Source organism: Paenibacillus lentus, assembly GCF_003931855.1.
Classification (GTDB): domain Bacteria; phylum Bacillota; class Bacilli; order Paenibacillales; family Paenibacillaceae; genus Fontibacillus; species Fontibacillus lentus.
Window position 1 is genome coordinate 2,192,984 of sequence record NZ_CP034248.1, and the last position, 20,830, is coordinate 2,213,813.

The 20,830-nt window shown below is 47.4% G+C and carries 17 protein-coding genes and 3 pseudogenes; 13 read left to right on the forward strand and 7 right to left on the reverse strand.

Annotation, left to right across the window (positions count from 1 at the left end; all coding sequences use genetic code 11):
- Positions 1-91: 91 nt before the first annotated feature.
- On the reverse strand, positions 92-2,320 hold the full coding sequence (locus EIM92_RS09835) for a poly(ethylene terephthalate) hydrolase family protein (RefSeq protein WP_125082498.1): 2,229 nt from the start codon (positions 2,318-2,320) through the stop codon (positions 92-94).
- A gap of 280 nt (positions 2,321-2,600) precedes the next feature.
- Positions 2,601-3,953 carry a lytic polysaccharide monooxygenase gene (locus EIM92_RS09840; protein ID WP_125085105.1) on the reverse strand — a complete coding sequence of 451 codons (1,353 nt, stop codon included), beginning with the start codon at positions 3,951-3,953 and terminating at the stop codon, positions 2,601-2,603.
- Between the two features lie 421 nt (positions 3,954-4,374).
- On the opposite strand from EIM92_RS09840, the gene EIM92_RS09845 reads away from it, so the two are divergent.
- From EIM92_RS09845 to EIM92_RS24485, 7 genes and pseudogenes are all read left to right on the forward strand, one after another.
- Positions 4,375-5,283, forward strand: coding sequence for an AraC family transcriptional regulator (locus EIM92_RS09845; RefSeq protein WP_125082499.1), 909 nt, complete (start codon positions 4,375-4,377; stop codon positions 5,281-5,283).
- Between the two features lie 108 nt (positions 5,284-5,391).
- Positions 5,392-6,387: an N-acetylglucosamine kinase gene (locus tag EIM92_RS09850; protein WP_125082500.1), complete on the forward strand. Its 996-nt coding sequence runs from the start codon at positions 5,392-5,394 to the stop codon at positions 6,385-6,387.
- Complete coding sequence (locus EIM92_RS09855) at positions 6,380-7,690, forward strand: 6-phospho-beta-glucosidase (RefSeq protein ID WP_125082501.1); 1,311 nt, start codon at positions 6,380-6,382, stop codon at positions 7,688-7,690. Before EIM92_RS09850 ends, EIM92_RS09855 begins: the two co-directional genes overlap by 8 nt.
- Positions 7,691-7,985: 295 nt before the next feature.
- A pseudogene (locus EIM92_RS09860) lies at positions 7,986-8,311 on the forward strand (hypothetical protein); the annotation flags it as partial.
- Between the two features lie 40 nt (positions 8,312-8,351).
- Positions 8,352-8,876 (forward strand): annotated as a pseudogene (locus EIM92_RS09865) (carbohydrate ABC transporter permease); the annotation flags it as partial.
- A 194-nt stretch (positions 8,877-9,070) separates the two neighbouring features.
- Positions 9,071-9,223: a hypothetical protein gene (locus EIM92_RS24150; protein WP_246021285.1), complete on the forward strand. Its 153-nt coding sequence runs from the start codon at positions 9,071-9,073 to the stop codon at positions 9,221-9,223.
- Between the two features lie 133 nt (positions 9,224-9,356).
- A pseudogene (locus tag EIM92_RS24485) lies at positions 9,357-9,773 on the forward strand (sensor histidine kinase); the annotation flags it as partial.
- Here the strand turns inward: EIM92_RS24485 and aspA are convergent.
- The 5 genes from aspA to EIM92_RS09895 all read right to left on the reverse strand — a co-directional run bounded on the left by aspA (position 9,749) and on the right by EIM92_RS09895 (position 15,126).
- Entirely contained in the window at positions 9,749-11,188 is a 1,440-nt protein-coding gene (aspA, locus tag EIM92_RS09875) for an aspartate ammonia-lyase (RefSeq protein WP_125082502.1), read from the reverse strand. The pseudogene EIM92_RS24485 and the gene aspA sit on opposite strands and share 25 nt — an antisense overlap.
- A gap of 560 nt (positions 11,189-11,748) precedes the next feature.
- Positions 11,749-12,438 carry an ABC transporter permease gene (locus EIM92_RS09880; protein WP_125082503.1) on the reverse strand — a complete coding sequence of 230 codons (690 nt, stop codon included), beginning with the start codon at positions 12,436-12,438 and terminating at the stop codon, positions 11,749-11,751.
- Positions 12,438-13,376: an ABC transporter ATP-binding protein gene (locus EIM92_RS09885; RefSeq protein WP_125082504.1), complete on the reverse strand. Its 939-nt coding sequence runs from the start codon at positions 13,374-13,376 to the stop codon at positions 12,438-12,440. Before EIM92_RS09885 ends, EIM92_RS09880 begins: the two co-directional genes overlap by 1 nt.
- Positions 13,377-13,447: 71 nt before the next feature.
- On the reverse strand, positions 13,448-14,410 hold the full coding sequence (locus EIM92_RS09890) for a sensor histidine kinase (RefSeq protein ID WP_125082505.1): 963 nt from the start codon (positions 14,408-14,410) through the stop codon (positions 13,448-13,450).
- A complete protein-coding gene (locus EIM92_RS09895) occupies positions 14,407-15,126 on the reverse strand; it encodes a response regulator transcription factor (protein ID WP_125082506.1) in 720 nt (239 codons plus the stop codon). Before EIM92_RS09895 ends, EIM92_RS09890 begins: the two co-directional genes overlap by 4 nt.
- Positions 15,127-15,281: 155 nt before the next feature.
- Between EIM92_RS09895 and EIM92_RS09900 the strand changes: the two genes are divergently transcribed.
- From EIM92_RS09900 to EIM92_RS09925, 6 genes are all read left to right on the forward strand, one after another.
- Positions 15,282-16,532, forward strand: coding sequence for an MDR family MFS transporter (locus EIM92_RS09900; protein ID WP_125082507.1), 1,251 nt, complete (start codon positions 15,282-15,284; stop codon positions 16,530-16,532).
- Positions 16,533-16,777: 245 nt separating this feature from the next.
- The gene (locus EIM92_RS09905) at positions 16,778-17,887 is read left to right on the forward strand and encodes an outer membrane lipoprotein-sorting protein (RefSeq protein ID WP_125082508.1); all 1,110 of its coding nucleotides are present in this window, start codon (positions 16,778-16,780) and stop codon (positions 17,885-17,887) included.
- A gap of 233 nt (positions 17,888-18,120) precedes the next feature.
- Complete coding sequence (gene alr, locus EIM92_RS09910) at positions 18,121-19,305, forward strand: alanine racemase (RefSeq protein ID WP_125085106.1); 1,185 nt, start codon at positions 18,121-18,123, stop codon at positions 19,303-19,305.
- A gap of 257 nt (positions 19,306-19,562) precedes the next feature.
- Positions 19,563-19,844 carry a CopG family ribbon-helix-helix protein gene (locus EIM92_RS09915; protein WP_019638235.1) on the forward strand — a complete coding sequence of 94 codons (282 nt, stop codon included), beginning with the start codon at positions 19,563-19,565 and terminating at the stop codon, positions 19,842-19,844.
- A gap of 3 nt (positions 19,845-19,847) precedes the next feature.
- Positions 19,848-20,198: a type II toxin-antitoxin system PemK/MazF family toxin gene (locus tag EIM92_RS09920; RefSeq protein ID WP_125082509.1), complete on the forward strand. Its 351-nt coding sequence runs from the start codon at positions 19,848-19,850 to the stop codon at positions 20,196-20,198.
- A gap of 180 nt (positions 20,199-20,378) precedes the next feature.
- On the forward strand, positions 20,379-20,744 hold the full coding sequence (locus tag EIM92_RS09925; RefSeq protein ID WP_125082510.1) for a DUF4190 domain-containing protein: 366 nt from the start codon (positions 20,379-20,381) through the stop codon (positions 20,742-20,744).
- Positions 20,745-20,830: the final 86 nt, after the last annotated feature.

Sequence of the window (20,830 nt, forward strand, 5' to 3'; positions counted from 1 at the left end):
TTATTCGTTAAGTCTCGTGTTATTTGCAAAAAACGCCTAACCTAGTATCGGCTCAAACAAACCGATCAGGGCAGGCGTTTTTTGTGTTACATCAATATACACCGATATCATCCAGCATAATCTTGCCTGGCTTCTCGGAGAAATAGAAGGTAATTCGTTTGAGGGAGGTTAAGTCCAATGCGGCATTGACCTTGGTGAACTCTGATAAACGAAGCATGACCGTTTGGAATACCGCCTCCCGGGGATGCTTGTATTTGCCGCCGGAGAGCCGCATCTCTATCCAAGGATGGATGGTGAAAGCCACGTCTTCAGGCGGAGTAATCGCCAAATAGTCGGTCAGCGATATTCGAGCCGCAGCTCCATTTGTGCTCTGCAACTCGACTTCAGCCTGCAAAGCTAATGAAGCTCCAGGATCGCTTAGCTCGAAGGAGCGGTTGGATAATGAAAAGGAGAGGATTTGCGGTTTTTTCATTGACTCTCGTAAGAAGGAGTTCTCCCATTCTAATGAATAGGAGGCGCGATTACTCCCGTCCGCTGGCCACTCCAAGGTTACAACCCGGGTTCCTTTGTTCGTTTGCTTGCGATTTTTGGCTTCTTCCTCCGTCCAGGTTAAATTCGTAGCCCTGGCTGAACCGCCATTAGGAAGTGTCACCCGGTTCGAATCCTCATCAAAGCTGGCTATTTTGTTGAAATCCGCACTTTCAAACCGACTGAAATATTCAGTATCCTCCGGTAGCCAGTGAAGAGCTGATCTATAATCTTGGAATAAGGGCATATAGCTTGCATTCCCGTGAAGTGTGGCTTCCAAGAAGGCAGAAATATAAATTTTGGCGATTTCCCGCTGCTTCCGCGGATCAAGGATTTCTTGCTGACTTAAGAATATTCCCTTCGGATAGCTGATATCCCGAAAGCCCCATTCCGTGTTGAATTGACTGTGATTGGCATCGGTAATATAAATAGAAGATTTGAAATGAGAAGACGGCTTTGTAAATGATGTTCGAATATACTGCCGATCTCCATCGAAATCTGTTACATCCGCATCTCTTGCCCCCTGTATAGCCAAATAACTAACGTCTTTGATTCGTGCTAGGCCTCCATCTACCTTTTTGTCCGTTGGGGAGATAGCGATGACGGCTTGAATGTTGTAATGATTGAGGTCTCCTATCGATTCATCTCCACTGAACCAACGATCGGCATCTTTCGTCATCGCTACCGCTTGACCGCCCCTGGAATGTCCGATTAAACCGATTTGCTGGAAATCTACTTTATTATAGAAAGGGGTATTCGGATCACTAGCAAATTCATCGACCTGCTGAAGATGCTTTAATAGAATCCAGGCTCGAACCTTCATATCATTATTCGGTATACCTGTCCAAACGGAGTAATTTAGAAAGTTCTCATCCACTGATACGACGATAAAGCCCCGGCTGGCCAGCAGTTCCCCTAAGTAGCCATACCCTTCATCTGAGAAATCCTCCATGAGGTGGTTTCCATGGACGACAAGCACTAGCGGGAAAGGACCCTCTCCTTCAGGCATCCAGACTCTGCCGTTCAGGGGCAGTGAGCTCTGATCAAACCCCCAATAGCGGGTGCGAAATGCAGGCCATTTCTCGATATATGGGGAGGCATCCACCGAATTTGAAATCAGATCGGCTTGATTGCCGTATTCTGCTCTCCAATTATCGCTGCCGCTTCCATAACTGAATTGAATATAGTCGTAATCTCCGGGTTCGGCAGGATGATCCGACTGTATGGGAGCAATGCCATTTATCCAGGTGGAGTGTGATGCCGGGCTTTCGCTTGGCCATACCGCAGCAGAAACGCACAGCAACCCAACTGTGGCTGCAATGAATAATCTCAACCTGCTGTTTAAGCGGCTTCGGAGGAGTCCGGCGCCGAGTCCTGTTATAATTCCAGCGAGAGTCAGAATGCCTGCGGTGACCGCGGAAATGGCAGCATCATGATCCTGCCAAAATATAAAGAAAGTGATGGAAAATGTATATAAGACGGCTCCAGCGTACAGCCCAGGAATCCGCAGCCCGATGAGCGCTAGAAGTACGGCAACCAGATGGGTTGCGATAAACAGCCCTTTCGTGCCTATGGAAATAAATATTAAAATATCAGTCAGTGCACCTAATCCGGTAGGCATGCCTAGCGCTGCCAGCGCAAATACAAACATTGCTGCGCCCCAAGGCCCAACGATGGCCATTCGCCAAAACGCAGTATCGCAACCATAGGCATGGCGAATTCTCTGTTTAAGGCGTGTTCGCAATCGAGGCTTGACCGGCATAAATTCATTTTGAAGCTGCTGAAGTTCCACAGTTACTCCCACCCTTGACCGAGCTTCGCCGCTAAAAAGGCATATCCATTCCGAGCATTATTACTTGTAAGGATCGAAGCCGGTGATTGATCTAAGCTTATTGTAACATGCTTCGAGCTTCAGGAAAGGTGGTTAGCACTTAATCAAGAATCGTCTCGTCCATCGAAAGATGTAGTGAAAGACTGGGTACAAAAAGCCCCCTTTAGGCGCCCTGATCGATAAACGAGTTATCCCAAAGGCAGTCTAAAGGGGGGAATAAGGCTTGACTAGCTTCTTATACCTATTTCAAAAGCCATAAGGCCGGTGTGTTCACTGGTTCCCAGCCCTCCAGGGAAGTATGGGACTGTCGGCACTCATATACCGAACCGTTATAAGTTACCAGCGTGCCAGTGGTGTATGCCGTATTTGGCGCCCAAGCCTGAGCTGCCGGTGCTTCCGCTGTTGTTGCATGGACGGAATTGCTTGCAGGCGATTCATTGCCCGCGGCATCGAAGGCCCGAACAGTGAAGGTATATGTCGAATCGGGGCTTAGCCCAGTAACGACATAATCAGTAGTCGTTCCAGAGACCGTTGCTGCCAGAGCAGTGCCGTTATAAATACGATAGCCTGCTACAGCTACGTTATCTGTGGAGGGATTCCACATTAGAGATACACTAGAAGAGCTTGGTGTCCCCATGACATGCAAATTGCCAGGCGCCGTAGGTGCTTCGGTGTCCACAATGACCCCTTCCGTCGTTATGTTCACCGGATTGCTGGCATTCGACAGGTTCCCTGCGGCGTCTTTGGCTTTTACAGTGAAGGTATAAGAAGTATTTGCCGTCAATCCCGTAACGGTATAGCTCAAAGCAGAGCCGGGCACCGTTGCGACGAGCGAACTGCCGTTGTAGATTTGATACTCGCTAACGCCAACGTTGTCTGTAGATGCGTTCCAAGCCAAGGATACACTGGTGGAAGTGGCGCCTGTAGAAATGAGTGCTCCAGGTGCGCTCGGAGCAATCGTGTCGGTAGGAGGATTGTTTCCGCCGAAATTGACATCAATGACATTATAAAAGGCATTCGCCGTATCAGCGACTTCCCACACTGCCAGGATGACATGGTATCCGCTCCGCTGCGGAACATTGCAGGTATTTGAATATTCGAATGGAGGGCGGGCGCCACCATAGTCTACGGAGCAGAATGGAGTAAGATCAAAGGAGTTTCTGGAAAGAGGTGTATTCGGATCCCAGTTCTCTTTGGTAATATAGTATTTCCAGCTAGAGGTGGCATGAGCCGCCGTAAGCTTCCAAGTGAACGTATTTATACCCGAATTGATATTGACTTTCGCCCAGCGTGTAGCCGACTGCTCGTCCAATTTTGGAAAAGCTCCGCCTGCGCTAGCAATTTTACCGTCAGCTGGTCCCGCCTGGGGAAATCCTTTGGGCGCTTCCAGGCTCTGAGGCTCGTAAATTATAGCGCCACAATCCGTATTTTGTCCATTTTTGCATAGGATCGCTCGACTTCCCGGGCTGTCCACATAACCATGAGCGGATGCCTGTTCGGCAAACATAACCATAAATACAGACAAAAGAACGATTAGGCCCAAGGAAGTAAACGCTTTCGTAAATATAGGATGAAATCCGCGAATTGCAGACATTGTAATATCCCCCTTCTTCATTTGGATTGTGCTTTCTTTAAAACCTGGCTTCAACAGGATTGACAATGAAGGCTCCCCTCCTAATATAGTAAATTTATAGGTCATTTCTACCGACAGACATCACCTCCTCAATTTAAATTTATACAAACTCTCGTTCAAGTTACTGTTCCAAGGAGCTCCATTGTTGGTACAGTCTTTTACGAAAGTTCATACCAAGTTTAATAGACAAATAGGCGACAATTATCAGCAAAAAACGTCAATAATCAACATGGTTTATAATGGGTTTAATGACGAATATGAACAAAAATGACAAAACACTAAGAAATTTAAGTTACATACTAACCTTCTCGCATGTAACTCGTCAAGCCAATTTTTTACAGTTTATTGGGGATCTTAGGTAATCCTAAATCACTTAAGGCAGGTGCACCACGATAGGAGGAGAAAAAATGAAGTATCACTCAACGACTTCCATCCAACGAGATCAGATCGCGTTACCCCCTCCTTTCAGCGACTTCATTGGCACCGGGCTCTCGAGATCAACTGGATCGCTAGCGGTACCGGAATTTACGTCATCAATGGGCAGGAGCTTCCGTTTTGTGCGGGCGACATTTTTCTCATCGATTCCGATGACCTGCACCGCGCCTACGGAGGCAAAGGTCTCGAGATGGTCATTCTAATGATGGAGCCGTCCCTGCTCGCTAGCGAGCAACGCTATGATCCGGAAATATTGCTCCCATTTCGCAACACTGGTTCACAATTTTCGAATCACATTTCTCATGAGCAGGCTGGTTGCGGCAAGCTGGTTAAATACATCGAGGAGATCGACGCCGAATTTGCATCACAGCAGCCATCGTATACCTCGGTCATACGCGGTTTGCTGCTGCAACTGTTAGGCGAGATTAACCGCAGCCACAAGCACAGGCAACTCAGTGCCGGCTTAGGTATAAGCGCCAGTTCCAATGCCGGGGCAAACCGTAGGCTTTCTGGACGAAGGCAGCTGGGGCAAATGAGAGCGGTTATTCTCACCATGGAAAATGAAATTTCTCATCCGTGGACGCTGAAGGAGCTGGCAGAAGTCGCTCATTTGAGTCCGTCCCGCTTTAGTGCGCTGTTTAGTCAGATTGTCGGGTCATCGCCGCTGCACTATCTGGTGCAGCTTCGGCTCGATTATGCGGTCGGATTGTTAGAGCAGGGGGAGCTGAGCGTGCTGGAGATCGCTGAGCAGTGCGGATTTCGGAATCTATCGAATTTTAACCGGCTTTTCTTGAATTATTTGGGCATGACCCCCAGCGTGATGAGAAGGCGGTTGCAGGGTGGAGCTATCGATTAATAGTTCTAACAGTGATTCAAAACAGTAAGATCATATCAGTTTTGAGTCTGATTATAGAAGAATTCGTTAGGTTATCTTTGTAATCTAAAGGGGAAGGAGAGATGACCTATGAACTTCTTTTTGGGTGTCGACGCTGGTGGCAGCAAGACGTATAGTCTTATCGTCAATGAGAGGGGCGAGACACTCGGCCGCGGGGCAAGCGGCAATGGAAATCATCAGACCAACCCCTGCCATGCGGAGAATAATATCGCCTCAGCTTGCCGTCAGGCGCTTCGGGAAGCGGGGCTATCCAAGGAGAATATTTCTCAGGCTTACTTCGGCCTTGCCGGGGCGGATCGCGAGGCGGATTATGCGGTGCTCCGTCCGATGATCCGAAGAATGGAGTTTCCACGGTACTCCATTGCCTGCGATACTATGATCGCGATGCGATCGGGTACGGCTCGCTCTTACGGAGCGGTTGTTATTAGCGGTACGGGGTTTAACGCAGCCGCTCGCAATAGAGCTGGGAAAGAGCTGCAGTATGGCGGGTTCGGATACATTTATGGCGATGGTCAAGGTTCAGGAAGGGATCTGGCCAACTTTGCATTCCGCTCTGCGGTAAGGGCCTGGGATTTGCGGGGTGAATCCACGGTGCTCCATGATCTTGTCTTAAAGACCGCGGGCTTTCACAGTGTTCCGCAAATGCTCGATGCGGCGCTGGATCGAGGTTACGTCCCTCCGTTATCCTTAGCCGAGCTTGTCTTTGAAGCCGCAAAGCAAGGGGACGAGGTCGCAGCCAGCCATCTGGCTGAGCAGGGCAGCGAGCTGGGAAATGCGGCTGCGGCCCTGATTCGCCGGCTTGGTATGGAGAATGAGGAGTTTGATGTCGTGCTTGGCGGCAGCATTTTGTCCAAAAGCCGGAGCCCGATCATGACTGATGCGCTGGCCAGAACTGTCAGCTTGACGGCTCCCCGAGCCAAGGTTGCACGGATCGAGATGGAGCCGGTGGCCGGTGCGGTGTTAAGCGCTATGGACGCTGTGGGACATAGGGTGAGTGAGGAGATCATTGGCCGCTTGCGCGGCATTAGTTATAGCGATTTGAAGGGAGAGGCAAAGGATGTGTGAGCGAAGCGGACTCAAGATAGCCGTGCTCGGCGGGGGCTCCTCGTATACCCCTGAGCTGGTGGAAGGACTAATCAAGGGGTATGAGGAGATGCCGGTTGCTGAAATCTGGCTCGTCGATATCGAGGCAGGAAAACGGAAGTTGGATATCGTAGGCAATCTCGCCAAGCGGATGGTTCGCAAAGCGGGGCCGCCTATTCAGGTGCATCTGACCCTGAACCGGAGGGAAGCGATTAGAGACGCGGATTTCGTATTAACACAGATGCGCGTTGGTATGCTGGAAGCCAGGAGGCTCGATGAGCATATCCCGATTCGGCATGGAGTGATCGGGCAGGAGACGACAGGCCCCGGAGGCATGTTCAAGGCCCTGCGCACGATTCCTGTCATATTGGAGATCTGTCGTGATATCGAGGAGCTTGCGCCGAATGCATGGATGCTGAATTTTACGAATCCGGCTGGCATGATTACCGAAGCAGTCCAAAAATATTCACGCGTGCGAACGATCGGGCTGTGCAACTCGCCGATCAATTTTAAGAAGTCCCTAGCTGCGGTCTATAATGTGCCGGAGGAGAAGGTGCTGCCGGAATTCGTCGGCATTAATCATTTGCATTGGGTAACCTCCGCCCTTGTGGATGGGGAAGAGGTTCTGTCCGAGCTGCTTGCGGGTGAAGGTGGGGAGTACACCGCAGCAAATGTACCTACCTTCGGCTGGGACCCCGAGTTTCTCCAATCGCTGTCAGCTGTGCCAACCTACTACCTCAAGTATTTTTACATGCAAGATGAGATGCTCGGGGAAATGAAAGAATCGCTAGAACAGAATGGAACGCGGGCTGATATCGTCAGTCGGGTAGAGAAGGAATTGTTTGAGCTTTACGAGGACGAGACACTGGAGGAGAAGCCAAAGCAGCTGGAGCAGCGGGGCGGAGCATATTATTCCGAGGCAGCGGTAAGGCTGATGCAGTCGCTGTACCTGGGATCTAATGATATTCAGACACTGAACGTGGCTAATAGCGGTATCTATGATTTCCTGCCTGCGGACAGCTCTATTGAGGTGAACTGCGTCGTGAGTTCGGGCGGGCCAATTCCACTTGTTCCCCGGTATGTGCCATCGCATATCAAAGGCTTGCTGCATGCGGTAAAGACTTATGAACGTCTAGTGATTGAAGCAGCGGCTACCGGTGACCGGGCACTGGCGCTGCAAGCCTTAGTGCATCATCCGCTTGTCCCTTCTGCCTCCACGGCAAAGGTGCTTCTGAATGAAATGCTGGAAGCACATCGACAGTATCTTCCGAACTTTTTTGCATAAAGCATTGCGATTTTGGGTGTCCCGGCAGTCATCAATGATGACAGGAGGACTCTCTTTTTTTACAGTCTGCGGCTGCTTTTCTCCAAGTGGTTGTCCCGTTTTGCCCTGTTTTCTTTAGGGGTCGTTGCAAGAGACAGTGATTTCTATCAGATTTAGTTGATTAGGCAAGTAGTTAATGGGTGCTGTCTTTTTTAAGATATAGGTAACTGGTAAACGGAGTAGGGAGGAACAAGCTATGTCACAGATTTCCGTTGAGAAAAGAATGCAGCCGAACTCGCGTCAGATAAATCTAAAGATGGCCTTCAAGAGAGTTGTTCAAACGATCACTTACTTGCCGCACTTTATGTCCTGGGTTATTATCGGCGGATTGGTTGGCTCCTTGCTGTCCACCGACAACGGTAGTGTAAATATGCTGCTGGAGCGTTTAAATTTCATTTCGCAGCCGATCCGGGTCTTCGAGACGTATCCGATGTCATCGATACTTACGTCGTCCGTGTCGGCATTGATAATTATCGTTATTCCTACGCTTCGGCCGTTGGCCTTTTCAAATCGGTAATTAGCGTCGGTCTTCTCAGCATAGCGAACTATATCGCAAGAAAATCCGACAATAGCTTATGGTAATCGCGACAGAACTGGAGGAGAAGCAGGATGGTGCGTGACAGCTTTAGCTATATCTTTTAACGAAGGAATAGACACATCTAAGGGCGGAATTACGCTCTGGCCGAGAGTATTCACTTGGGAAAATTACGACGTGGTGTTCAAAGACGACCGTTTGATGAGCGGATTTCTCATTTCCGTGCTCCGGACGGTCATCGGGACGGTAACAGCGATATTGTGTACAGCAATCTTCTCTTACGGCATGAGTAAACGCGAGCTGATCGGCCGCAAGTATTACATGATCATGTGCATCATCACAATGTACTTTGGCGGTGGGTTGATTCCGACCTTTCTGCTTATCCGTAATCTCGGATTAATGAATTCTTTCTGGGTGTTCATTATTCCTTCCTTGATCGGTGTCTGGAATATGATTATATTCCGTACATTTTTCCAAGGGCTTACGGCAGGGCTGGAGGAATCGGCTAAAATTGATGGCTGCGGCAATTGGGGGACGCTGTTTCGAATCGTGCTTCCGCTATCCGGTCCTGTTATTGCTACCTTGGCTTTGTTCACAGCGGTAGCGCATTGGGAACGCTGCTGCAAATCAGAGATAATATCGAATACAAGCTTGAGGATGTGGAACGAGTTTCTTCTATTATATATGATGATTATTCATTAGTTCTGCACCTGCGCCATTTCGAGAATGGCTGGGATACATATGAAAGAACAGTAACGACGCTTAGACCCAAACTCCAGAATGCGATGCAAGCAACGAGGTTAAATATGGCGATGTTCATTTTTTTGCATAATCAGCATTTTAATGAATCTTATTATGGCTCCTTTGAGCAAGAGAACCTGGATATGCTGGAGCGGCTAGTTGAACAAGAGTGGTACACGACTTACCCGCAAGAGGAATATGGGAAAACGATGGTCTGAAAAAAGGTACAGCGCGACGAGCAATATGGACGGATATCCTTGTTACGGCGTATGGTTGATGTGTATCCGTTGGAAGTCAAGGAAGTCAGGTTTATGCGTTTTAGCGTCCAAATTCAGGAACTGCTCGAAGCCACAGGCGCAGATTAATCCGCATTTCCTGTATAATACGTTGTCATCGATTAGCCGGCTGGCCAAGTTTGGTGAAATTGACAAGTTGCAGAAGATGGTGCTTGATCTAGCCAAGTTCTATCGTCTCTCTTTAAATGAAGGAAGGACGGTGATTCCGATTCGCCATGAGCTGGAGCAGGCCGACCGCATCAGATTTAAAGTGATTGATAACGGCCTGGGCATGTCGCCTGTGCTCATCCGCCGAATGTTCGATCCGATGGAGGGCCAGAATGTTGGCTTCGGCATCCGTAACGTAAATAGCCGCATCCAGCTCCATTTCGGGGCTGAATACGGCGTAACGATCGGCAGCAGGCCAGGGGTGGGGACGACAGTGCAGATCGTCATCCCGGCCACTCCTTACTTCCCGGAGGAAGGGGTATGATGCAGGAATTTGGCCCCGGCAATTCCCGGTGAGGTCATCTCATGGGGATCGAGGATGACATCGAGCTCCTCCGGGGTCAACACTTTATATTCAAGGCATAACTCACGCACGGAGCGGCCCGTGGCAATAGCTTCTGCGGCGATTTTGCTGACCGTTTCGTAGCCAAGATGCGGATTGAGTGCAGTAATAATGCCAACGCTTTGATCCACGTAAGCTTGGCATTGCTCCATATTCGCCGTGATTCCTTCCAGACAGTACTTTTGGAACGACTGGAAGGCCTGGTTCATAATGCTGATGGACTGCATCAGGTTGAATACGAGCACGGGCTCCATGACGTTTAGTTCGAATTGTCCGGCTTCTGCGGCCATACTAATCGTGGTGTCATTCCCAATGACCTGGAATGCGACCTGGTTGATGAGCTCGGCCATAACCGGATTAACTTTGCCCGGCATGATCGAGGAGCCCGGCTGGCGAGCCGGCAAGGTGATTTCCCGGATTCCTGCTCTAGGCCCGGAAGACATGAGCCGCAAGTCGTTAGCAATTTTGGACATGTTGATCATGCACAGCTTCAGCGCAGCCGATGTCTCTGTATACGCATCACAGTTTTGCGTAGCGTCCACAAGCTGGCCTGCTGAGAACATCGGGTAACCGCTATACTCTGCCAACAATTTGACTACGCGTTCGATGTATTTAGGTTCCGCATTTAAGCCGGTGCCGACCGCCGTAGCACCCATATTGATTTCGAATAAAGCTTGTCTGGTCTGGTCCATTCTGCGAATGTCTCTTTCCAGCACACGTCGATAAGCTTCGAATTCTTGTCCCAGACGTATAGGTACGGCATCCTGCAAATGAGTTCGTCCCATTTTAATGATGTTGTCGAATTCCTGTGCTTTTTTCTTGAATGTATCAGCCAGCGAGCGAGTCGTCTTCAGCAGCCGATCCAGCAGATTAAGAATCGCGATATGGTTCGCCGTCGGGAAGGCGTCATTCGTCGATTGGGACATGTTCACATGGTTGTTTGGACTAACTGTGGCATAATCGCCTTTCTCTTTACCCAAAATTTCTAGCGCGCGGTTCGCGATCACTTCGTTGGCATTCATGTTGATGGAAGTACCAGCGCCGCCTTGAATCGGATCGGTAATGAATTGATCGTGATAATGTCCACCCATAATTTCGTCGGTCGCCTGGATAATCGCTTTACCGATCGTGGGGTCCAGCTGGCCAATGTCCATGTTGGCTTGGGCAGCAGCTTTCTTTACAAGGGCGAGGGCATGGATAAGTTCGGAATATATTCTGTATCCGGTAATGGGGAAGTTCTCCACGGCACGCATGGTTTGGACACCATAATAGGCATCTTTCGGAACTTCTAAGGAACCTAGAAAATCTTTTTCGATTCGGAATGAGTTGTTTGGCATGAATCTTCCACCTCTCCTTATATCTACATATATATTGTAACCTTTTTGAATTACAGGATATCCAGGTAAGGGCCTGTTTTGCACACAATTTCATGGAGTCAGAATTTATCCGGTATATAAAAACGGAAGCCTGATCGTAAATGAACAGCGCGGACTGCTTGTTAATTCTAATGTATCATGTTCCATAATTTACTCACAAGGCAGATAAGGCGGTTCGATGACTTTAATGAAAGCTGCAACTTTACTCCTGTTTTTTACGTATTAAGTTTAATACATCCGGAAAACGGGTAATTTACTTCAGTGTATTTATTAGTAATCATACATAATCATGCTGCAATATGCGATAGAGGTGGCGAAGAAAGGAGCAAAATAGCTATGAACATTGTCGTTCACAGTTCATTACCATATTACTCCCAACACCCCAGATCACCAATCTTGCATCTTTCCAGGAAAAGTGACAGGTACAATAAACCTGTTAGATTCAAGGATGTGCTTCAAGAGAAAATGAAGGCAAACCGTGACAGGCCAAAGCTTAAACAGTCTGAGTGAGAAGATTAGCATTAGCAGACATCGGTTGTTTCAACATTGCGGATGGCCCAGCTGGCAATAGCAACGCCGACAACAGATAGCGCTAGCGGCACGTAAATGATCGATGCGATCGAAAAAGCGGGGTTATGCGAGCTGATCAGCGCGACGATCAGTATAGAAGATACGATGGTTGCTGGAATGGATTGTTTGCGCAATCCGAAATATAGTGGAATCAGGCTAGTACCCGCCGTAGCGATCGAAAAAGTAAGAATCGATAACACCTGCTGCTGGAGGAAGGCCATGTCTACAATTCCCGGAATGATATGCAGAGAAGAATTCAGAAGCAGGAAGACCCCAGCCGTGAATAAGTTTGAAATAAAAACGGCTGCACCTGTTAAGGCCGCAATAAACAGCAGCTTTGCTGTAAGCACTTTTTTGCGGCTGATCGGGTAGGTGAATAGAACAAAGATGGTCTTATTCTTATATTCCTCGATAATGAGTTTAGCGACCATCACCCCTGCCAAAATGACAAAGGTAGCTCTGACAGACGATCCGATGACAACGCAGGCTTCTTCCAGATCTTTGATAGCCATTTCACCCGACGCTTCTACATAATTAATTACGATCATCATGGCAATGATACATAAGTTAGCGATAATGGCACTGATAAAATACCATCCCAGCGAGAATTTCATAAGCTCTAGCCTCATTAGTTTTATCATCAATGAACTCCTCCTTGATCCCTCTTACTGTCGCCCTGGACAAGATCGAGAAAATATTCTTCAAGGGACATGACCTTCTTGTTTATTGCTTCGATCTCGATATTTTGCAGAACCAGCGCCTTGAAAATATCTCCTTGAGAGATAGAGTTGTCGTAAATGCGAATATTCCGGTCATGCAGAACTTTAAAATTGGATATTCGGAGCTGGTGATCCAGGATGGCTGCTGCTCGGCTAGGCTCGGTGGTGATGAGCTCAATAAACTCCGTATTCTGGCCCCGGATGCTTTCCATAGACACTTCTTCGATTAATCTGCCTTCGCTGATAACTCCGATCGTATCGGCAATCTGCTCGATTTCGCTTAATAGATGAGTAGATATCAGGAGGGTAATCCCATAATCCTTGTTCAAAACTTGAAACAGATGACGTATTTCTTTAATTCCTAGCGGGTCTAGGCCGTTAATCGGTTCATCCAGTATAAGCAGCTCAGGCTTAGTCATAATGGCTCTGGCAATCCCGAGCCGCTGCTTCATGCCGAGGGAGAACTCCTTGACGGGCTTCTGATTCGTGTTTTTTAAGCCGACCATCTCCAGAGCCTCCAGGATGGCATGCTTGTTAGGATAGCCCATGTATTTACCATGCAGCTCCAAGTTTTGCGCAGCCGTCATTTTCTCATAGAAGATTGGATACTCTATGATGCTGCCAAGCCGTCCCAGCACTTCATAGGAAGAGGCTGTTAAATGTTCATTAAACAATAGAATATCGCCGGTCGTCGGCTTTACGAGATTGGTCAGCATTTTCATGATGGTCGTCTTGCCTGAGCCATTGGGCCCAAGGAATCCGTAAATTTCGCCCTTTCGAACATTTAAGTTCACATTGCTGATAACTTCCTTCCCCTCATAGGCTTTACTTAGCCCCAGGGTCTGAATGATATAATTCACGCGGCATGTCTCCTTTCGTTTATTACAACTGTATTCTAGCTGCAGACATTATCTTTTTTGTGATATGAATCTTACGAAAATCTTAAGTTTGGTTCTACCGCGCGCTGCAGTTGGATTGTGAAAGTTGTTCTTTGGTAAGGAAGACTGTGCAGGGAGATTGTTCCGTCCATCGCCTCTACGAGTCTCTTCGTAATCGTCAAACCGAGACCGCTGCCTTGAAAAGAGCGATTTCTGGATTCCTCAAGCGTGAACATGCGCTCGAAGACTCGCTCCAAATTTTGCTCCTGAATGCCTTTGCCCCGATCCCATACTTCTATTCTGATATGCGCCTCATCCGCAGTTAGAGTTAGGCCAAGTGTTTTTCCTTCATGGCCGTAACGGATCGCATTAGAAAGCAGATTGGTTAGAATTCGATTTAACGCCTCTTCATCGCCGTAGGCGTATATCGGCTGGTCAGGGATTTCAATGATGGCCTCCATGCCACTGGAGTGAACCCATTCATAGAAAGCTAAAATATTTTTGCGGCAAATTTCATTCATATGCACCTTCGTTAGGGAGAGCTGCTGGTCACCGGATTCCAATTTAGCCAAATCAAAAAAAGAATTCATTAAAGAAATGATTTCCATTGTTTTTTGTTGAATATTTTGCAGCAAGCGGCTTCGTTCCGAACTTTTCATGTCAGGCTCGTGTTGAATAATTTCGATATATCCTAATATGACGGTCAATGGGGTTTTTAGATCATGCGAGATGTTCGCGAGCATTTTCTTCATGGATTGTTCAGTTCTTGCATAACGAACGGACATCTTTTGACTTTCGGTTCGGAGCCGCTCAATGTCGTTTACTAGGGACTGTAAATATGTATCGTCGGTAAAAAGAAGTAGTTGCTCGGCAGATTGTTCATCCAAGATACGGTTTAGTTTCTGGGATACATCCACGAGACTCGCTTCGCGTTTTCGCCAGGCTGCATATTGAAGGAAGTTCAGTCCGATTGACAATACGGCGAGGAGGGCGAGGAGAAGCACTAGAACTTTCATGAGCCGAAGTCGCCCAGTTTGTAGCCGATTCCCCAGACGGTCTTAATATATTGCGGGGAGGAAGGGTTGTCCTCGATCTTCTCGCGTAGCCGGCTCATATGGACATTGATAATATTCTCGTCACCGTAATACTCGTCTCCCCACACGGAACGGTAAATTTGTTCTTTCGTAAATATTTTTTGGGGATAGGTAAACAGCAGCTTTAATATGCTCCACTCTTTAGCGGTAAGGTGAATTTCAGCCCCTCTCTTGCTGATCCGAATATTGTCGATGTCCATTATAATATCCTGTACGGTTACAATATTGGGTTGAAGTAGTGCGTTCCCCCCAGATTCTGAATATTCCGTTGCCCGGCGAATGGCGGATTTTACGCGAGCAGTCAATTCAATCAGCGAGAAGGGCTTAGCGATGTAGTCATCCGCTCCAAAGCCAAGGCCCAACGCTTTATCTACTTCGCTATCCTTCGCTGAAATAATAAGCACGGGAATGCGGCTCTGCTCTCTAATTTTCTTCAGAAAGTCCATGCCATTTAAATGAGGCAGCATGAGGTCCAGCAGAACGAGGGCAAGGTTATGCTCGCTAAACAAGCGGAGCGCCTCCTCTCCGTCCCGTGCATGAATGAGGGTATAGCCTTCTTTGGACAAATAGCTAATAACCATCTCGCTAATCGATATATCATCCTCGACAAGCAGTATGTTTTGAGCGTTATGAATCATGCCATATACCTACCTATTCCTATTCATTAGTTTTACCAAGTATTGGACTCCATTTTATCATATTTGCGCTTAATCCATACATCTTGACAGTTCAATGAATTAGGAGTTTAATTGTTGAATGGTTTTGCATAATATGTAAAAAAGAAGGCGTAACTATGAACGCTCATTTCAAGCAAATTCATCCGCTCTCTTGGACGATCATCATCGGTACAATATTTGGCCGTACGGCGATTTCCATGAGCATTCCGTTTCTATCTATTTACTTGATCCGATCTATGGAAGCAACGCCTGCAGAGGCGGGAATCGTCGTCGCCGTCAGTTCGCTGATCGGTGTGTTTTCCAGTTTTTACGGGGGTTATATATCCGATATTATCGGCCGCGAAAAAGTGCTCTACATAGCTATTTTCGGCTGGGTGCTAGTATTTGTGGGGTTTGCATATGCAAATCAGATATGGATGTTCTTCATCATGAATGCACTGAACGGCCTATGCAGGGCAACGTTTGAGCCTACTTCTCGCGCACTGCTCGCTGATATCACGCCCAAAGAGAGTAAACTGCTCGTGTTCAATTTGCGCTATGCTGCCATCAACTTAGGGGTGGTTATCGGGCCGCTGCTCGGACTTCAGGTGGGAGCTTCTGACTCGAACCGCGTATTTCTGATAGCGGCTGCCGTTTATGCCTGTTATGGTCTATGCCTGCTCATGCAGTTTTGGCGGTATTCGGAGTTGGGACAAGTTAACAGGGGGACCGAGCAACGCATTGGTTTGGCCGAGGCGTTGAAAGCGACGAGCAGCAATCGGACATTTATGTTGGTTTTGATCGGGATGACTTTTTGTGTGCTTGGCTGGGGACATTTCGATTCTACATTGGCTCAATATATGGAGCTGAGTCCACGAATTGAGGAAGGGGTCAAATGGTTCAGTTATTTACTGTCTCTCAATGCAGTAGTTGTGCTGGCGGTTCAATATCCACTTGTTCGGCTCGCGGCTCGCTTTGCGCCGGCACTGCCGATCATTGCTGGTAACTTGTTTACGGGCGTAAGCCTTGTCCTATTCGGGATGTTCGATGCCCTTTTGCCTCTCATGGCTTGTGTAGTCATTTTTACCATTGGGGAAGTGTTGACCTTCACGGCCGCGGACGTACTTATCGATCGCATCGCCGAGGCGGAGCTGAGGGGAGCATATTTCGGTATGTTTGGATTTAATAATTTGGGGATGGTGTTAGCTCCTTTAATCGGCGGTTTTTTGCTTGATAGCCTTGGAGTGGCTTCGTCGCAGCTTATATTTGCTCTTCTCGGCTTGCTGACCTTTTGCGGCGTTCCATTCTTGTATATGGCTCATCGGAGCTTGTATCGTCTGGAGCGAATGCGCGCCAGGCAGGAGGAGCGGCAATTCATCTCATCCTGATTGGCCGGTCGCCCCAAGGCCATTAACGGCTTCAATAGATGCATCTAAAGCCAAATAGAGTGCTTTGCCCCACTCAACCTTATATGATGAAATAATTCTGGGGTACTGAGCACGCGCAGGACTAACTCTTTGCAGACCCCTGTACTTCAACTGTCATGCTCCTCAAACTAGTCCGCATAATCGGCCAAGTTCCCTCATAGACATGTTATCAGTTTAGGAAATCAATCTGCAGAGGGGATGATCTCATGCGACGGATCACTTGGGCGCTAGTAATTGTAATATGCTTAAGTGCTGTATTGGGCGGGTGCGGCAAGAAGGATGCTGACGGTGTCGTCAAGGATTTGGACAAAGTCGTTGCGAATTTGGAAAGTTATCAGGGCTCGGGAACGATGACGCTTCATACGGGCGATAAGCCTCAGGAATACAAGGTGGAGGTATGGTATCAGAATCCGTCATTTTATCGAATTGCTCTGACGAATGCCCAGAAGGACATTACGCAGATCGTTCTCAAAAATGATCAGGGTGTTTACGTGCTGACGCCCAGCTTGAACAAGAGCTTCCGGTTTCAAAGTGACTGGCCGGAAAGCCAAGGACAGGTTTATCTCTATCAGACGCTTGTGCGAAGTATCCTGACAGATAGTACCCGTCAATTTGTAAGTGATAAGGACAGTTATGTGTTTGATGTGGCAGCGAACTACAATACTCATGCATTAGTTCGACAAAAAATATGGTTAGCCAAAAATGATTATGCACCAAAGCAGGTTCAGGTATCCGATGCTGAGGCGAGAGTCGTGGTCGAGGTGAAATTCGATCAATTTAAATTTGACGCCAAGTTTGACGATAAATCATTTGATATGCAGCACAACCTGGATACGGCTGGTCAACAATCCAAAGGAACACTGCTCGAAGTGGATGAGAACGGAATGCTTGTAGAGAGCAAAGAGGCTTCTGAATCAGGAGCTGACATCGCAGAGCAGGGAGCAGATGATCAAAGTATGGAAGCCCCGGCATTAAGCGAGCCGTTCGGTATCATTGAACCGACTTATTTACCGGAGGGCGTGGTGTATAAAGATGACAAAGTCGTAGATGATAGTGATAGAAGCAGCGTCCTTCTCCGATATGACGGTACATATCAATTTACATTGACTGAATCCCGTTCAGCGGATCGTACCGTTGCGCTGGCGGCAGGGGAAGTCATCGACCTCGGGTTTACGGCCGGTCTGTTAACAGGCGATGAGTTGCAGACTTTAACCTGGACGACAGATGGTCTGGAATTCCGGATTACAAGCGATAATCTTCCTGTGCATGAGATGGTGAAAATAGCCGCGTCTATGCAGGAACAAACGGGTAAATAAGAAGAGGCTGACGGACTTGCGGTACTTCGGATAGGCTGTAGGGGCTACGAACCCGTCAGTCTGTCTCTTCTTTATATTTGGAGATATTTGGAGAAACTGGTTTTTTAGTTTAAAATTACTTCATATGCACAAAATGGTTTATTTTGTATAATTGACAGCCGCCTTCAGGAACATTACGATTAGTGTATTGTTTGATGATGGATTTTCACTCATTAGAGAAGGTGACCTACAAAGTGCAAGTGAAGTATCGACCTACCCGTGCTGAAATCGATTTGGACGCGCTTTATGTCAACTACACTGCTTTGCGAAGCAGAATACCGTCAGGCATGAAGCTGTTAGCATGTGTTAAAGCAAATGCATATGGACACGGAGCTGTTCCTATTGCCAAGGAACTTGAAAGCTACGGGGCTGATTATCTTAGCGTAGCATTTCTGGATGAGGCGTTAGAGCTGCGCCAAGCAGGTCTGACCATACCCATTCTAGTTCTGGGCTATACCCCTCCGGATGGAATTCGTACGGCGTGGGAGAATGGGGTAACGCTTACTCTGTTCAGTCGAGAAGTGCTTGACGCGATCAAGGCTATTGATCCCGGCGAGTATCCTAATAAACTGAAGGTCCATATCAAAATCGATTCTGGTATGGGGCGTCTCGGACTCCTGCCTGGAGAGGAGGCGTTAGATTTCATCCGCGATGCGATAAGCTTACCGCAAGTGGAAGTGGAGGGTTTATTTACCCACTTTGCAACAGCGGATGAAGAAGATAAGAGCTATACATTGGAACAGTACCGGCGTTTTCAGAATGTAGTCCATGCGCTGAAGCAATTTGATTTGGATATCCCGATAATACATACAGGCAACAGCGCAATTGCAATTGACTTACCGGAGATTTCGTGCCAGATGGTACGAATTGGCATTGCATTGTATGGTCTCTACCCATCGGCTGAAGTTCACAAAGAGCAGGTTGCGCTGCGTCCGGTTTTATCCCTTAAGACGGAAACGGTGCATGTGAAAACTTTGCCGCCGCATTCCTCCATAAGTTATGGAGCAAGATATGTGACCGATCGGGAGGAGATTATCGCAACGCTGCCAATAGGCTATGCCGATGGATATTCACGGATGCTTGGTGGTAAGGCACAGGTACTCATTCGTGGACAGCGTGTCCCTGTCGTCGGAACCATCTGCATGGACCAATGTATGGTTTCGCTACAATCTTTAGCTGAAGAGGCTGAAGAAATCCAAGTCGGTGAGGAGGTTGTACTCATCGGCCAGCAGTCCGGTGCTACGATTACAGCGGACGAACTGGCCTCCATGCTCGATACCATTCACTACGAATTAATTTGTATGCTGGCTCATCGTGTGCCCCGCCTATATATAGGCACTAATAAACCGCATCTTTTAGTTAATCCATTGTTTGCGTGACTCGCAGACAAAAAACTACAAAACTATCTTCCTATGGAAGGAATTTATGCTAGGTCCATCGAATGATATACATTATGCTCGAATGTTAAAGATGGAAATGATCAGGTATGTACGCTCATGCTATTTTTGGTTATAATGAAATGCAGCATACTTGATATATACTCAGCATATATTCTTTTGTATAAATATCCTTGAATATTGCTATACTGAGTCACAAGGATCTGGGTCGACAAGGTTTTGGGGGTGGATGTTTTAAGATGGCCAATATGCAGAACACCAAAAGAATTATGATCAGCTTACCGGATCATCTATTGCAGGAAGTGGATGGAATCGTTGCTATGGAGAACTCCAATCGTAGTGAGCTTATTAGGCAAGCCATGAAGCTGTATTTAAATGAACGGAAGAAGCGTTTCATCCGGGAATCTATGCAGCGGGGCTACATGGAAATGGCCAAGATTAACTTAACCATGGCCTCGGAAGCTTTCCACGCGGAGGAAGATGCAGACAGCACTCTGGACCGCCTAGTTAGCGGGGTGTGACCATTGATTGTAAAGCGCGGCGACGTATTTTTTGCAGACCTTTCCCCTGTTGTCGGCTCTGAGCAGGGAGGGGTAAGACCTGTGCTTATCATCCAGAACGATATTGGCAATCGATTCAGCCCGACGGTAATCGTTGCTGCTATTACTGCCCAAATTCAAAAAGCGAAGCTGCCAACTCATGTAGAGATTGAAGCAGCAACGCATGGTTTTGACCGGGATTCTGTCATTTTGCTTGAACAGATACGAACGATTGATAAGCAGAGATTGACGGATAAAATTACGCATCTGGATGATGAGACGATGAAGAAGGTTAACGATTCGCTGCTTATTAGTCTCGGATTAATTGATTTTTGATGAACAAGGGGAGAGTCCCCCTCAAGACGTCCTTTCTTTTTAGGGCGTCTTTATCTTGCTTTCATCTTCGGGAATATTCGCCAACCTATAACCTATATAATGAATTTTGATTTCTCGATAGCTTCAATGGCTGAATCTGGTATAATAAGCGTATCTATTTTCCGAGGAGGATCATTGTTAATGGATTATAATACTTCAGGACAGTACAATTATAATTATCCGCCAGCACCACCACAGCCGCCAGGGCATTCGCCAAGCGGCGAACCGAATACAAATGGTAAATCGATAGTTGCGTTAGTATTAGGCATATTGGCAATCATCACTCCGTATCTCGGATTTTTTATAGGAATTATCGCAATTATTTTTGCATCACTTTCCTTTAAAGAAATCAAGGTTACCCGAGAAAAAGGCCATGGCCTCTCGATCGCCGGCATGGTTTGCGGAATCATCGGTACCGTCATTTATGGTATCATTTTCTTGATCGTAATTCTTGCCATTGTTGCTTATTCCTCGGCGGAGGGCATCATCAACTACTCAAGTTTCTAAAAGCGATGACCAGACACCGTACTGCAAGTACGGTGTTTTTGCTATTTTTCTGTGTATAGATTTATAGTTTTTAGCAGACCTGAGGC